12 protein-coding genes are annotated in these 13,070 nt (G+C 62.2%); 9 read left to right on the forward strand and 3 right to left on the reverse strand.

Features of this window, described 5'->3' with window-relative positions; translation table 11 throughout:
• Positions 1 to 36: 36 nt before the first annotated feature.
• From coaBC to dut, 3 genes are all read left to right on the forward strand, one after another.
• Positions 37 to 1,251: a bifunctional phosphopantothenoylcysteine decarboxylase/phosphopantothenate--cysteine ligase CoaBC gene (coaBC, locus tag CUJ90_RS14400; protein WP_114163101.1), complete on the forward strand. Its 1,215-nt coding sequence runs from the start codon at positions 37 to 39 to the stop codon at positions 1,249 to 1,251.
• Between the two features lie 71 nt (positions 1,252 to 1,322).
• The gene (locus CUJ90_RS14405; RefSeq protein ID WP_114163102.1) at positions 1,323 to 2,342 is read left to right on the forward strand and encodes an LLM class flavin-dependent oxidoreductase; all 1,020 of its coding nucleotides are present in this window, start codon (positions 1,323 to 1,325) and stop codon (positions 2,340 to 2,342) included.
• A 12-nt stretch (positions 2,343 to 2,354) separates the two neighbouring features.
• On the forward strand, positions 2,355 to 2,801 hold the full coding sequence (gene dut, locus CUJ90_RS14410) for a dUTP diphosphatase (protein ID WP_073427028.1): 447 nt from the start codon (positions 2,355 to 2,357) through the stop codon (positions 2,799 to 2,801).
• 97 nt (positions 2,802 to 2,898) lie between these two features.
• On the opposite strand, the gene clpA is transcribed toward dut, so the two are convergent.
• Positions 2,899 to 5,196 carry an ATP-dependent Clp protease ATP-binding subunit ClpA gene (clpA, locus tag CUJ90_RS14415; protein ID WP_073427027.1) on the reverse strand — a complete coding sequence of 766 codons (2,298 nt, stop codon included), beginning with the start codon at positions 5,194 to 5,196 and terminating at the stop codon, positions 2,899 to 2,901.
• Positions 5,193 to 5,507: an ATP-dependent Clp protease adapter ClpS gene (gene clpS / locus CUJ90_RS14420; RefSeq protein WP_028197902.1), complete on the reverse strand. Its 315-nt coding sequence runs from the start codon at positions 5,505 to 5,507 to the stop codon at positions 5,193 to 5,195. Before clpS ends, clpA begins: the two co-directional genes overlap by 4 nt.
• A gap of 549 nt (positions 5,508 to 6,056) precedes the next feature.
• On the opposite strand from clpS, the gene CUJ90_RS14425 reads away from it, so the two are divergent.
• Positions 6,057 to 6,263, forward strand: coding sequence for a cold-shock protein (locus CUJ90_RS14425; RefSeq protein WP_007180614.1), 207 nt, complete (start codon positions 6,057 to 6,059; stop codon positions 6,261 to 6,263).
• A 201-nt stretch (positions 6,264 to 6,464) separates the two neighbouring features.
• Here CUJ90_RS14425 and icd read toward each other — a convergent pair whose 3' ends face one another.
• Positions 6,465 to 7,721: an NADP-dependent isocitrate dehydrogenase gene (gene icd / locus CUJ90_RS14430; protein WP_073427026.1), complete on the reverse strand. Its 1,257-nt coding sequence runs from the start codon at positions 7,719 to 7,721 to the stop codon at positions 6,465 to 6,467.
• Between the two features lie 334 nt (positions 7,722 to 8,055).
• On the opposite strand from icd, the gene CUJ90_RS14435 reads away from it, so the two are divergent.
• From CUJ90_RS14435 to CUJ90_RS14455, 5 genes are all read left to right on the forward strand, one after another.
• On the forward strand, positions 8,056 to 8,625 hold the full coding sequence (locus tag CUJ90_RS14435) for a pseudouridine synthase (protein ID WP_114163103.1): 570 nt from the start codon (positions 8,056 to 8,058) through the stop codon (positions 8,623 to 8,625).
• 469 nt (positions 8,626 to 9,094) lie between these two features.
• Positions 9,095 to 9,301 carry a hypothetical protein gene (locus tag CUJ90_RS14440; RefSeq protein ID WP_073427024.1) on the forward strand — a complete coding sequence of 69 codons (207 nt, stop codon included), beginning with the start codon at positions 9,095 to 9,097 and terminating at the stop codon, positions 9,299 to 9,301.
• 145 nt (positions 9,302 to 9,446) lie between these two features.
• Positions 9,447 to 9,950 carry a DUF192 domain-containing protein gene (locus CUJ90_RS14445; RefSeq protein ID WP_073427023.1) on the forward strand — a complete coding sequence of 168 codons (504 nt, stop codon included), beginning with the start codon at positions 9,447 to 9,449 and terminating at the stop codon, positions 9,948 to 9,950.
• Between the two features lie 301 nt (positions 9,951 to 10,251).
• Positions 10,252 to 12,357 carry an elongation factor G gene (gene fusA / locus CUJ90_RS14450; protein ID WP_073427022.1) on the forward strand — a complete coding sequence of 702 codons (2,106 nt, stop codon included), beginning with the start codon at positions 10,252 to 10,254 and terminating at the stop codon, positions 12,355 to 12,357.
• Between the two features lie 177 nt (positions 12,358 to 12,534).
• Positions 12,535 to 13,050 carry a cupin domain-containing protein gene (locus CUJ90_RS14455; protein WP_073427021.1) on the forward strand — a complete coding sequence of 172 codons (516 nt, stop codon included), beginning with the start codon at positions 12,535 to 12,537 and terminating at the stop codon, positions 13,048 to 13,050.
• Positions 13,051 to 13,070: the final 20 nt, after the last annotated feature.

Raw genomic sequence — 13,070 nt, forward strand, 5'->3', positions numbered from 1 at the left:
CGCTCGTCCGCCACCATGCTTTGTCGGAGGCTTTCGTTGGCAACCGCAGAACTCGCAGGCAAACACCTCGTCCTCGGCATGACAGGCGGGATCGCCTGCTACAAGATCGCCGAACTCACACGCTTGCTCACCAAGGCCGGCGCGACCGTGCAGGTCGTCATGACCGAAGCGGCCACGCAGTTCATCACCGCCGTCACCATGCAGGCGCTGTCCGGCCGCCCCGTCTACACCAGCCAGTGGGACGGGCGCGTGCCGAACAATATGGCGCACATCGATCTGTCGCGTGAAGCGGACGCGATCGTGATCGCGCCCGCCTCCACCGACTTCCTCGCGAAACTCGCGCACGGCATGGCCGACGATCTGCTGTCGACGCTGTGCGTCGCGCGCGATTGTCCGCTGCTGGTCGTGCCGGCAATGAATCGGCAGATGTGGCAGAACCCGGCCACGCAGCGCAACGTCGCGCAACTGCGCGCGGACGGCGTTGAAGTGCTCGGCCCGGATTCGGGTCCGCAAGCGTGCGGCGAAATCGGCGACGGGCGCATGCTGGAAGCGTCCGCCACCTATGAAGCAATCGCCTCGTTCTTCGCACCGAAGATTCTCTCCGGCCGGCGTGTCCTGCTGACCGCAGGTCCGACGTTCGAGCCGCTCGACCCGGTGCGCGGCATCACCAATCGATCGAGCGGCAAGATGGGCTTCGCCTTGGCGCGCGCCGCGCAGCAGGCCGGCGCCGATGTGCATCTGGTGGCCGGCCCGGTCGCGCTGGAAACGCCGTGGGGTGTGGTCCGCGAGAACGTGCAAACCGCCCAGCAGATGCACGCCGCGGTCATGCGCGCGGTCGCCGACGCCGACATCTTCATCGGCGTGGCGGCGGTGGCCGACTGGCGCGTCGATCACGCCAGCGAGCACAAGATCAAGAAGGCCGCCGATCGCGCCATGCCGACGTTCGCGTTCGTCGAAAACCCGGACATCCTGGCCTCCGTCGCGAAGCTCCCGCATCCGCCGTTCGCGGTCGGTTTCGCCGCGGAAAGCGGCGACCTGGAAACACACGGCGAAGAAAAACGCGTCCGCAAAAACGTGCCGCTTCTGATCGGCAATCTTGGCCCTCAGACCTTCGGCCTCGACGATAACGAAGTGATCCTGTTCGAAGCAGGCGCCGCCACGAAGCTGCCGCGCGCCGACAAGCAGACGCTCGCGCGCGCGTTGATCGCCGAGATTGCCAGGCGTCTGCCCGACACGAGTCTGATTCGCTGAACGCCACTCACGGCGACGCCCGCTGAAGCGCCGGGTTCAAGCGAAAACGAATCACCTGGAGCCGTACTGCCATGACGCGACTTTCCGTGCTGGATCAAACGCCCGTGATCGACGGGCACACGGTGGCGGACGCGATCGCCGCCACCGTCGAACTGGCGCAGCTCGCCGACGATCTCGGCTACACACGCTACTGGTGCGCCGAACATCACGGCTTGCGCGGCGTGTCGAACCCTTGCCCCGAAGTGATGCTGGCGCACCTCGGCAGCGTCACGAAACGCATTCGTCTGGGTTCGGGCGGCGTCATGCTGCCGTACTACAGCCCGTTCAAGGTCGCCGAGCAATTCATGATGCTCGAGGCGCTGTTTCCGAACCGGATCGATCTCGGCGTGGGACGCGCGCCGGGCGGCGATATGCGCACGGCGCAAGCGGTCGCAGCGGGCGCCTATAATCGCGGCGATATTTTTCCGCAGCAGGTGGCCGACCTGCTGGGGCTGATGCATGGCACCTTGCCCGACGATCACCTTGCGCACGGAGCGCTGCTGCAACCGCAAGTCGATACGCGTCCGCAATTGTGGATGCTCGGCTCAAGCGAATTCGGCGGACTGCTGGCGGCGCAACTCGGCATCCGCTTTGCGTTCGCGCATTTCATCAATGCACATTTCGGGCACCAGGTGGCGCAGGCGTATCGCGAGCGATTCAAAGCCAGTCAGGAAACCCAGCAGCCGTACCTCGCCGCCGCCGTGTTCGTGATCTGCGCGGACACCGAACAGGAAGCCGCCGATCTGGAGAAAGCCGTCGACTTGCGTCGCGTGCAAATGGCCTATGGCCTGAACGAACCCATTCCGACGATCGCACAAGGCGTGGCGCAGGAATATGGCGAGCGCGAGCGGCTGGTGATCGACCGCGAGAAACCGCGCAGCATCATCGGCACGCCGGAAAAAGTGACCGCGCGCATGCGCGACTTGCAGGCCGAATTCCAGGCCGACGAATTGATCGTGCTCACCGTCGCGGGCAGTTATCGCGCGCGGCTGCGCTCCTATGAACTCCTCGCCGACGCGTTCCAACCCGGAAGCGAGACTCCCACTTCTTAACCCCGAACCTGCATGAAACTCGACCTGAAGATTCTCGATGCGCGCATGCGCGACCAACTCCCGGCCTACGCGACCACCGGCAGCGCGGGCCTCGACCTGCGCGCCTGCCTCGACGAACCGCTGACGCTGAAGCCCGGCGAAACCGCACTCGTGCCGACGGGTCTCGCGATTCACGTCGGCGATCCGGGTTATGCAGCAATGATTCTGCCGCGCTCGGGATTGGGCCATAAGCACGGCATCGTGCTGGGCAATCTGGTCGGCCTGATCGATTCAGATTACCAGGGGCAGTTGATGATCTCGACCTGGAACCGCGGCGAAACCACGTTCGTGCTGAATCCGATGGAGCGTCTCGCGCAACTCGTGATCGTGCCGGTCGTGCAAGCGAAGTTCAATATCGTCGACGATTTCGAAACCAGCGAGCGCGGCGCGGGCGGGTTCGGCAGCACCGGCAAGCATTGATCCGGCGGCGAGGCAGTTTGGTCGCCGAGGCAGAAAGAAAAACGGCGCGGGTTTGAGCCCGCGCCGTTTTTTGCGTCACTACTAATCTGACTGAACGTTACTCGACTTCGACCGCTTCCGGATTCGGATTGCGCGGCGCCGGATGCTCGTCGAAGGTCAACTGCACCTTGTCTTCCGCATCCACGTCCACCGAAACGCGGCCGCCGTTCATCAGCTTGCCGAACAGCAGCTCGTCGGCGAGCGCGCGACGAATCGTGTCCTGAATCAGACGCTGCATTGGCCGTGCGCCCATCAACGGATCGAAACCGTGCTTGGCGAGATGCTTGCGCAACGCGTCGGTGAAGAGCGCATCGACCTTCTTCTCATGCAACTGATCTTCCAGTTGCATCAGGAACTTGTCGACCACGCGCATGATGATTTCCTCATCGAGCGAGCGGAAGCTGATCGTCGCGTCCAGACGGTTACGGAACTCCGGCGTGAACATGCGCTTGATGTCGACCATTTCGTCGCCGGTTTCCCGGCGATTCGTGAAGCCGATCACCGACTTGCCCATTGCCTCGGCGCCCGCATTCGTCGTCATGATGATGATGACGTTGCGGAAATCCGCCTTGCGGCCGTTGTTGTCCGTCAGCGTGCCGTGGTCCATCACCTGCAGCAGCACGTTGTAGATGTCCGGGTGCGCCTTCTCGATTTCGTCGAGCAGCAATACGCAATGCGGTTTCTTCGTGACGGCTTCGGTCAGCAAGCCGCCCTGGTCGAATCCGACATAGCCCGGCGGCGCGCCGATCAACCGGCTGACCGCATGACGTTCCATGTATTCGGACATATCGAAGCGGATCAGTTCGATCCCCAGCGTGAACGCCAGCTGCTTCGCCACTTCGGTCTTGCCGACGCCCGTGGGACCGGAGAACAGGAACGCGCCGATCGGCTTGTCGAGCTTGCCGAGACCCGCGCGCGCCATCTTGATCGCGGCCGACAACGCGTCGATAGCCGGGTCTTGCCCGAACACCACGCTCTTCAGGTCACGGTCGAGCGTTTGCAGTTTGCTGCGATCGTCTTGCGACACGCTTTGCGGCGGGACGCGAGCGATCTTCGAGATGATTTCCTCGATCTCGTTCTTGCCGATGGTCTTCTTCTGCTTCGACTTCGGCAGGATGCGTTGCGCTGCGCCCGCTTCGTCGATCACATCGATCGCCTTGTCCGGCAGATGCCGATCCGTGATGAAGCGCGCCGACAACTCAGCCGCCGCCGACAACGCACCCGACGAGTACTTCACGCCGTGATGCTCCTCGAAACGCGACTTCAGCCCGCGCAGGATCGCCACCGTCTGCTCGACGGTCGGCTCGGTCACGTCGACCTTCTGGAACCGGCGCGACAATGCCGCGTCTTTTTCGAAAATGCCGCGATACTCGGTGAAGGTCGTCGCGCCGATGCACTTGAGCGTGCCCGACGAGAGCGCCGGCTTCAGCAGATTCGAAGCGTCCAGCGTTCCGCCGGAAGCCGCGCCCGCGCCGATCAGCGTGTGAATTTCGTCGATGAACAGAATCGCGTGCGGACGTTCCTTCAATTCCTTGAGAACCGTCTTGAGACGCTGTTCGAAGTCGCCGCGATACTTGGTGCCGGCGAGCAACGCGCCCATGTCGAGCGAATACACCTGCGCGTCCGCCAGAATGTCCGGCACTTCGCCGCGCGTGATGCGCCAGGCAAGGCCCTCGGCGATCGCCGTCTTGCCGACGCCCGCCTCACCGACCAGCAGCGGATTGTTCTTGCGGCGCCGGCACAGCACCTGCACCACGCGCTCGACCTCCGACTCGCGCCCGATCAGCGGATCGATGCGGCCGTCTTTCGCCATCTGGTTCAGGTTCTGCGTGAACTGGGCGAGCGGCGTTTCCTTCTGCGCGGCGGCGTCGTCGGACTCGGCATTCGCGTCGCTCGCTTTCGCGGCGTCGGTGCTGCTGGTCTTGGCGATACCGTGCGAGATGAAATTCACCACGTCCAGCCGCGTCACGCCCTGCTGTTGCAGGTAGTACACCGCATGCGAATCCTTCTCGCCGAAGATCGCGACCAGCACGTTCGCGCCGGTCACTTCCTTCTTGCCGTTCGAGGTGGATTGCACATGCATGATCGCGCGCTGGATCACACGCTGGAAACCCAGCGTGGGTTGCGTGTCCACGTCGTCCGTGCCGGGCACGGTAGGCGTGTTGTCATGAATGAAGTTGCGCAGGTTCTGGCGCAGATCCTCGATATTGGCCGCGCATGCACGCAACACCTCCGCCGCTGTCGGATTGTCCAACAGTGCCAGCAAAAGGTGTTCGACCGTTATGAACTCGTGCCGCGCCTGGCGTGCTTCCATGAACGCCATGTGCAGGCTGACTTCCAGTTCCTGGGCAATCATGCTTCCTCCATCACACACTGCAGCGGATGCCCGGCCTGCCGTGCGTGGGTAACGACTTGCTCGACTTTGGTCGACGCGATGTCCCGCGTATAGACCCCACAAACTCCCCTGCCCTCGCGATGCACCTTCAACATAACCTGTGTTGCGGTTTCACGATCTTTATTGAAATATTCCTGCACGATCATCACGACAAATTCCATTGGCGTGAAGTCGTCGTTCAGCAGCACCACCTTGTACATGGACGGCGGCTTGAGCTTTTTCTCCTGCCGCTCCAGTACGGTGCTGTCCTGCTTGTCCGGGATAATCGCCATACACCCATTCTAAACAACTAGGACAGGCCCGCAATCCTGTCAAAACCCGGCCACGTGCGGCCGGTGAGCCCGTTCGCTACCGCATGATGGGAAATCGCCCTTCACGCGTGCGTCATTCGACGAGCCGATTGCGGAGCCGGCCCCTATCCAGTGATGCGTCGCGGCTGTGTTGCGCCGCAGTCGGATCGAGTATCGCACAACCTGCCGTGACCGGCTGGGACTCGCCCAAGCCGGCTGGCGCCGGGCGACCGCTGAACAGCAGGTGAGTCGATTATGCGACTTTTCAAGACCGCCCGCTTGCGCCAGCGCACACAACGGAAGCGGGAAAAACCCTGGAAAGTGCCGTGTTTGCAACGCGGCAACGGCGTCTCAAAATTTTCTTGACACTCGAATAAAGAGCCCCAACAATCAAGCTGGCACTTTTTTCACTGAGCCATAATTTCGAAAAAATGCCGATGGTGAGCTTGTGAGGAGGGAGCGGCTGCATCGCGCGGTCGTCGAGCTTTTCGAGGGCTCGTGGTAGTGACATGAGTTACAGGGGAAGTTGGAATGGCAACTGGTACGGTCAAATGGTTCAATGACGCAAAAGGTTTCGGATTCATCACGCCTGACGAGGGTGGTGAGGATCTGTTTGCACACTTCTCGGCCATCCAGATGAATGGGTTCAAAACCCTCAAGGAAGGTCAAAAGGTGACCTTCGAGGTCGTGCAAGGCCCGAAAGGCAAACAGGCATCGAACATCCAGGCACCTGCCTGAAACTGCTCGATCCCGTCCTTTGAAACCCGGCTTCGTGCCGGGTTTCTTTTTTTGGGCGCCGCGATGCCCGTCGTGCTGGCGGCACGAGACGTCCCAAATAACGGGTGACTGGTCGCTTTCCCGGCACCGGCGCATAAAAAAACCCGGCCGCCTCGCGACGCCGGGTTAATCGACGCAAGCCGGATCAGCCCGGCGAGCGGCTTACATGTTTTCGATCAGCACCTGTCCGAACCCGGAACACGACACCTGGGTCGCACCTTCCATCAGGCGCGCGAAGTCATACGTCACCCGCTTTTGCAGGATCGATTTTTCCATCGACTTGATGATCAGGTCCGCCGCCTCCGTCCAGCCGAGGTGCCGCAACATCATTTCCGCCGAGAGAATTTCCGAGCCGGGGTTCACGTAATCCTTGCCCGCATACTTCGGCGCGGTGCCGTGCGTGGCTTCGAACATCGCGACCGAATCCGACATGTTCGCGCCCGGTGCAATGCCGATACCGCCGACTTGCGCGGCGAGCGCGTCCGAAACGTAATCGCCGTTCAGGTTCAGCGTGGCGATCACATCGTATTCAGCCGGACGCAGCAGGATCTGCTGCAGGAACGCGTCGGCGATCACGTCCTTCACCACCACGTCGCCACCCGTCCTGGGGTTCTTGATTTTCATCCACGGGCCGCCGTCGATCAGTTCCGCCGCGAATTCCTTTTGCGCCAGCGCATAACCGTAGTCACGGAAGGCGCCTTCCGTGAACTTCATGATGTTGCCCTTGTGCACCAGCGTGACCGAGCGGCGATCGTTGTCCAGCGCATACTGGATCGCCTTGCGCACCAGACGCTCCGTGCCTTCGCGCGACACCGGCTTGATGCCGATCCCCGAGGTTTCCGGGAAGCGGATCTTCTTCACGCCCATTTCCTCGCGCAGGAACTTGATGACCTTTTTGGCCTGTTCGGATTCAGCCGGCCATTCGATGCCGGCATAGATGTCTTCCGAGTTCTCGCGGAAGATCACCATGTTGGTTTTCTCGGGCTCACGCACCGGCGAAGGCACGCCCTTGAAATACTGCACCGGACGCAAGCACACATACAGGTCCAGTTCCTGGCGCAGCGCGACGTTCAGCGAACGGATGCCGCCACCCACCGGCGTGGTGAGCGGGCCCTTGATCGACACCACATATTCCTTGAGCACCTGCAAGGTCTCTTCGGGCAGCCACACGTCCGGGCCGTACACCTTGGTCGACTTCTCGCCGGCGTAGATTTCCATCCAGTGGATTTTCTTCTTGCCCGCGTATGCTTTCTCCACCGCGGCATCCACGACCTTGAGCATCACCGGCGTAATATCGACGCCCGTGCCGTCGCCTTCGATAAACGGAATGATCGGCTGGTCGGAAACGTTGAGCGAGAAATCGGCGTTGACGGTGATCTTGTCACCGCCGGTCGGAACCTTGATGTGCTGATACGGCATGATCGGACTCCAGTGAAGGCTGTGCTGAAAGCTGATGGGAGACTGCGAAAATGGGCGCTCCTCGCTACGCGCAATGCCGGACGCCCGCAAGCGGCCTGGCCGCTATTCTAGCCCACGCGGGTGCCGCAACGAGGCCGCGACGGCTCGGGGTTTTCCAACATGGCGGCAAGGCCGGCCGGCGAGGACGCCGCGCTCATCTCTTACATAAGACCACGAACTTGCCGTCAGCGCTTATGCATTATGATCCCGCCATTCGCAACTGAAGCAGCGGCGCACGAGGCCTGAACGATGGCTTGCGCCGCGGCCCGCGCAACTCGCCCTTCATCGATTCCCCATGCGTCTTCTTGCTCTGAACAAACCGTTCGGCACCATCTGTCAGTTCTCGCCGCATGAAACGCGCGCGTCGCTGGCCGACTGGGTCAAGGTGCCGGGCGTCTATCCGGCGGGACGGCTGGATTCCGACAGCGAGGGACTGCTGCTTCTCACCGACGACGGCGCGCTTCAAGCGCGCATCGCGGAGCCGCGTCACAAGCTCGTCAAGCGTTACTGGGCGCAAGTTGAAGGCGCGGTCGACGCGGCCACGTTGAAGAAGCTGGCGCGCGGCGTCGATCTCGGCGATTACGTCACTCGGCCCTGTCGCGCGGAGTACGTGGAACCGGGCGACTCGCTCTGGACGCGCACGCCGCCGATCCGCTTTCGCGCGGCAATCCCGACGACGTGGCTCGAACTCTCGATCACCGAAGGCAAGAACCGCCAGGTGCGACGCATGACCGCGGCGGTCGGCTTTCCGACCTTGCGTCTCGTGCGCGTCGGCGTCGGCGCGCTCGACATTTTTTCGCTGAGGCTTCAACCGGGGGAAAGCGTCGAATTGCCGCCGAAGGCGCCGTGGGACGGCGTCGTCTGAACGCCTCGCCCTGCGCGACAAACCCGCACGGTTGTGCATCAACGCCCGCGCTCGATGGCGGCAAGAAAAGCCAGGCCGCTGTAAAAGCCAAGCCGTTGTATCGGTAGCCAAAAGCACGCGTGAAACCATGATGAAAAACGCGTGAAACAATCGCATGCGCCGCCATGCGGCAGCAGGCCTTCGCATCGATACATCCGCTAATAAACTTTCCACGAAATTCGCGTCAACCGGTGCGCGAGCTCACGCGTTATTCGACGCAGATGCCGCCCGAAGCTATCCGGCATTCAGCCCTAAGGGCCTTTGTGCAAGCCGCTCTCGCGGTGAAGCGCAGGGAGTCTGAGCGCTAGGCAGACGCGTCGGAAAATTTGTTCGATGCGCATGTCAACCGAAAGGTGGATGGCACGTTTACCGACATGACTCTCATATAACCGGGTCATTGGGTTAATCAACTAAAGCTGAGGATTTCAAAATGAACAAACTGATCGCCGCTCTGGTCGCTGGCCTCTTCGCAACGGCAGCATTCGCACAAGCTTCGGCACCGGCAGCTCCGGCAGCCGCTTCGGCAGCTCCGGCAGCAGCAGCTTCGTCGGCAAAGAAGACCACGAAGCACGCTCACAAGAAGTCGCACAAGAAGGCAGCATCGGCTGCTGCTGCAGCTTCGGCCGCTTCGGAGTAAGTTTGTTGTAAAAACGCAGTCAAGAACTAGCTTCATTGCCGTTCTTACGGCGTTGAAAGGCAGATCGCCGCAAGGCTTTCTGCCTTTTTGTTTTTGACGCGCTCGCGTAACATTCGCGGGTTAATTTCCAGCAAGGAGTCATGCCGTGCGATTTTTCATGCGCTCGTTGGTTGCGCGTTTCGCCGTTGCCGTCGCATTGCCGCTCGCCGCGATAACGCTTGCGGCCACCGCCGCCCCCGCTCACGCGCAGCCGATACCGGCCGGCGCGAAGCAGCCCGGCGACTTCCCGCGCGCGAAGCTGACCGCGGGCATGTTCGTGATCGACGCCGCCGTCGCCGCCAACGATGCGGACCGCGAGCAAGGCCTGATGTACCGCACGAGCCTCGCGCCGAACGAAGGCATGCTGTTCGTCTTCAACGAGAACGCCGTGCATTGCTTCTGGATGAAGAACACGCTGATCCCGCTGTCGATCGCGTTCATCCGCGCCGACGGCACGGTCACCGATATCGACGAGATGCAGGCCGAGACCACCAACAATCACTGCCCGAAGAACAACGGCGTGTATGCATTGGAAATGAGCAAGGGCTGGTTCACGTCGAAAGGCATCAAACCGGGGATGAAAATCCAGGGCTTGCCGGCCGCGCAATAGTTTCAGGCGGCCACCGCGGCCAACGCCACCGCCTCGCCCGCCGCTTTTCCGGAAAAGCCGGCGCCTTCACCAGGCGCCGGCTTTTTCATTGGCGTGGCCAGGTGCGCCGGCGGCGCCGCACCGCTATCCAATGGGCCGAAGCCCCGCCAGCAGGCGTTCCCACCCGGCTGGCAAGATTCCTGCAAAAGACGGGCCGACGCGCTATCCTAGTATTCTTAGCAAAAGCAGCACTCAAGCTCTCCGGGCAGCACAGGCTGCCGCCCGGCCAGCGTTTCAGGCGCGCCATTCCAAGGAGGTTCACGTGCCCCGCAAGACTCCCATCGAGCGCTACCGGAATATCGGCATCAGCGCTCACATCGATGCCGGCAAAACCACCACTACTGAACGCATCCTGTTCTACACCGGCGTGACCCACAAGATCGGCGAGGTTCACGACGGTGCGGCGACGATGGACTGGATGGAGCAGGAGCAGGAGCGCGGCATCACCATCACGTCGGCGGCCACCACCGCTTTCTGGAAAGGCATGGCCGGCAACTACCCCGAGCACCGCATCAACATCATCGACACGCCGGGTCACGTCGACTTCACGATCGAGGTGGAACGCTCGATGCGCGTGCTCGACGGCGCCTGCATGGTGTACGACTCGGTCGGCGGCGTGCAGCCGCAGTCCGAAACGGTGTGGCGCCAGGCAAACAAGTACAAGGTGCCGCGCATTGCGTTCGTCAACAAGATGGACCGCGTCGGCGCGGACTTTTTCCGCGTGCAGCGGCAGATCGGCGACCGTCTGAAGGGCGTCGCGGTGCCGATCCAGATTCCGGTCGGTGCGGAAGATCATTTCCAGGGCGTGGTCGATCTCGTGAAGATGAAGGCGATTTACTGGGACGAAGAGAACCAGGGGATCAAATTCGAGTATCGGGACATCCCGCCGGAACTCGCGGCCACCGCGAAGGAATGGCACGACAAGATGGTCGAGGCCGCGGCGGAAGCCAGCGAAGAGCTGCTCGACAAGTACCTGCATGGCGGTACGCTGAGCGAAGAGGAAATCAAGCACGGCATTCGCGTGCGCACCATCTCCAACGAGATCGTGCCGATGCTGTGCGGCAGCGCGTTCAAGAACAAGGGCGTGCAGGCGATGCTCGACGCGGTGATCGATTATCTGCCGTCGCCGGTCGACGTGCCCGCGATCTCCGGCCACGACGAGCACGACAACGAAATCGAGCGTCATCCGAAAGACGACGATCCGTTCTCCGCGCTCGCGTTCAAGATCATGACCGACCCGTTCGTCGGGCAACTGATCTTCTTCCGCGTCTACTCGGGCGTGGTGAATTCGGGCGACACCGTCTACAACGCGGTCAAGGAAAAGAAGGAGCGCCTCGGCCGGATCCTGCAGATGCACGCGAACGAGCGCAAGGAAATCAAGGAAGTCTATGCGGGCGACATCGCCGCGGCGGTCGGCCTGAAGGAAGCGACCACCGGCGACACGCTGTGCGACCCGGCGCACGTGATCATTCTCGAACGCATGATCTTCCCCGAGCCGGTGATTTCGCAGGCCGTCGAGCCGAAGACCAAGGTCGACCAGGAAAAGATGGGCATCGCGCTGAACCGTCTCGCGCAGGAAGACCCGTCGTTCCGCGTGCAGACGGACGAGGAATCCGGCCAGACCATCATCTCCGGCATGGGCGAGCTGCACCTGGAAATCCTGGTCGACCGGATGAAGCGCGAATTCGGCGTCGAGGCCACCGTCGGCAAGCCGCAGGTGGCTTACCGCGAAACGGTGCGCAACAAGGTCGAGGACGTCGAGGGCAAGTTCGTCAAGCAGTCGGGCGGCCGCGGGCAGTACGGCCATGCGGTCCTCACGCTGGAGCCGGCGCCGCAAGGCAAGGGCTACGAATTCGTCGACGCGATCAAGGGCGGCGTGATTCCGCGCGAATACATTCCGGCGGTCGACAAGGGCATCCAGGAAACGCTGAAGGCCGGCGTGCTGGCGGGCTATCCGGTGGTCGACGTGAAGGTCACGCTGACCTTCGGCTCGTACCACGACGTGGACTCGAACGAAAACGCGTTCCGCATGGCCGGCTCGATGGCGTTCAAGGAAGCGATGCGCAAGGCCAGGCCGGTGCTGCTCGAACCGATGATGGCCGTCGAGGTGGAAACGCCCGAAGACTTCATGGGCAACGTAATGGGCGATCTGTCGAGCCGCCGCGGCATGGTGCAAGGCATGGAAGACATCGCCGGCGGCGGCGGCAAGCTGGTGCGCGCGGAAGTGCCGCTCGCGGAGATGTTCGGCTACTCGACCTCGCTGCGCTCGGCCACGCAAGGCCGCGCCACGTACACGATGGAGTTCAAGCACTACGCTGAAACGCCGAACAACGTGGCCGAGGCCGTGATCAACGCGAAGCACAAGTAAGCACCGCCACGCCGTATCGCCATGCAAGCAAGCACGAAAGCCCGTTCCCTGTGGACGGGCTTTTTTTATGCCACGACGCCGCTCGAACCGCCCGGCCACACGCAACGTTTTTGACCGTGCAAGAATGCCGGACGGCGTCGCGTCCCCACAGGACATTCGCCAATCAGGAGACACGCCATGAGCCACGACCACGAACATCCGCACTACAACGACGAACAACCCGCGCCGCCCGTCGACTGGCGCGAGCATGGCGTGAAGGTGATCAAAGGCGATCAGCTCGACAGCAACACCGCGCAAACGCCGGGCATGAATCGCGCGGCCGCGATCAACGCGGCGCGAGTCGGCGCGCAAAAAATCTGGGCCGGCATGGTCACGATCCATCCGAACGCGAAGACCGGCGCGCATCATCACGGCGCGCTCGAAAGCGTGATCTACGTGCTGCGCGGCCAGGCCCGCATGCGCTGGGGCGAGCATCTCGAGTTCACCGCCGAGGCCGGTCCCGGCGACTTCATCTTCGTGCCGCCCTATGTGCCGCATCAGGAAATCAACGCCAGCACCGACGAGCCGCTCGAATGCGTGCTGGTGCGCAGCGACAACGAAGCGGTAGTGGTGAATCTGAACATCGACGCCGTCGAGGCGCCGGAAACGGTCTACTGGGTCGATCCGATTCACAAGCATCCGCACGATCACTAATCCTTCTTCATGCCTTGTTC

It is taken from the genome of Paraburkholderia terricola, from assembly GCF_003330825.1.
In the GTDB taxonomy this organism is placed as follows: Bacteria; Pseudomonadota; Gammaproteobacteria; order Burkholderiales; family Burkholderiaceae; genus Paraburkholderia; species Paraburkholderia terricola.

Excerpts from the sequence above, each read along its gene's own strand:
- CUJ90_RS14440 (WP_073427024.1), top strand. The coding sequence starts at position 9,095 with ATGAACAAACTGATCGCCGCTCTGGTCGCTGGCCTCTTCGCAACGGCA.
- clpS (WP_028197902.1), bottom strand. The coding sequence starts at position 5,507 with ATGGCGATTATCCCGGACAAGCAGGACAGCACCGTACTGGAGCGGCAG.
- icd (WP_073427026.1), bottom strand. The coding sequence starts at position 7,721 with ATGCCGTATCAGCACATCAAGGTTCCGACCGGCGGTGACAAGATCACC.
- clpA (WP_073427027.1), bottom strand. The coding sequence starts at position 5,196 with ATGATTGCCCAGGAACTGGAAGTCAGCCTGCACATGGCGTTCATGGAA.
- dut (WP_073427028.1), top strand. The coding sequence starts at position 2,355 with ATGAAACTCGACCTGAAGATTCTCGATGCGCGCATGCGCGACCAACTC.
- CUJ90_RS14435 (WP_114163103.1), top strand. The coding sequence starts at position 8,056 with ATGCGTCTTCTTGCTCTGAACAAACCGTTCGGCACCATCTGTCAGTTC.
- CUJ90_RS14405 (WP_114163102.1), top strand. The coding sequence starts at position 1,323 with ATGACGCGACTTTCCGTGCTGGATCAAACGCCCGTGATCGACGGGCAC.
- CUJ90_RS14425 (WP_007180614.1), top strand. The coding sequence starts at position 6,057 with ATGGCAACTGGTACGGTCAAATGGTTCAATGACGCAAAAGGTTTCGGA.
- CUJ90_RS14455 (WP_073427021.1), top strand. The coding sequence starts at position 12,535 with ATGAGCCACGACCACGAACATCCGCACTACAACGACGAACAACCCGCG.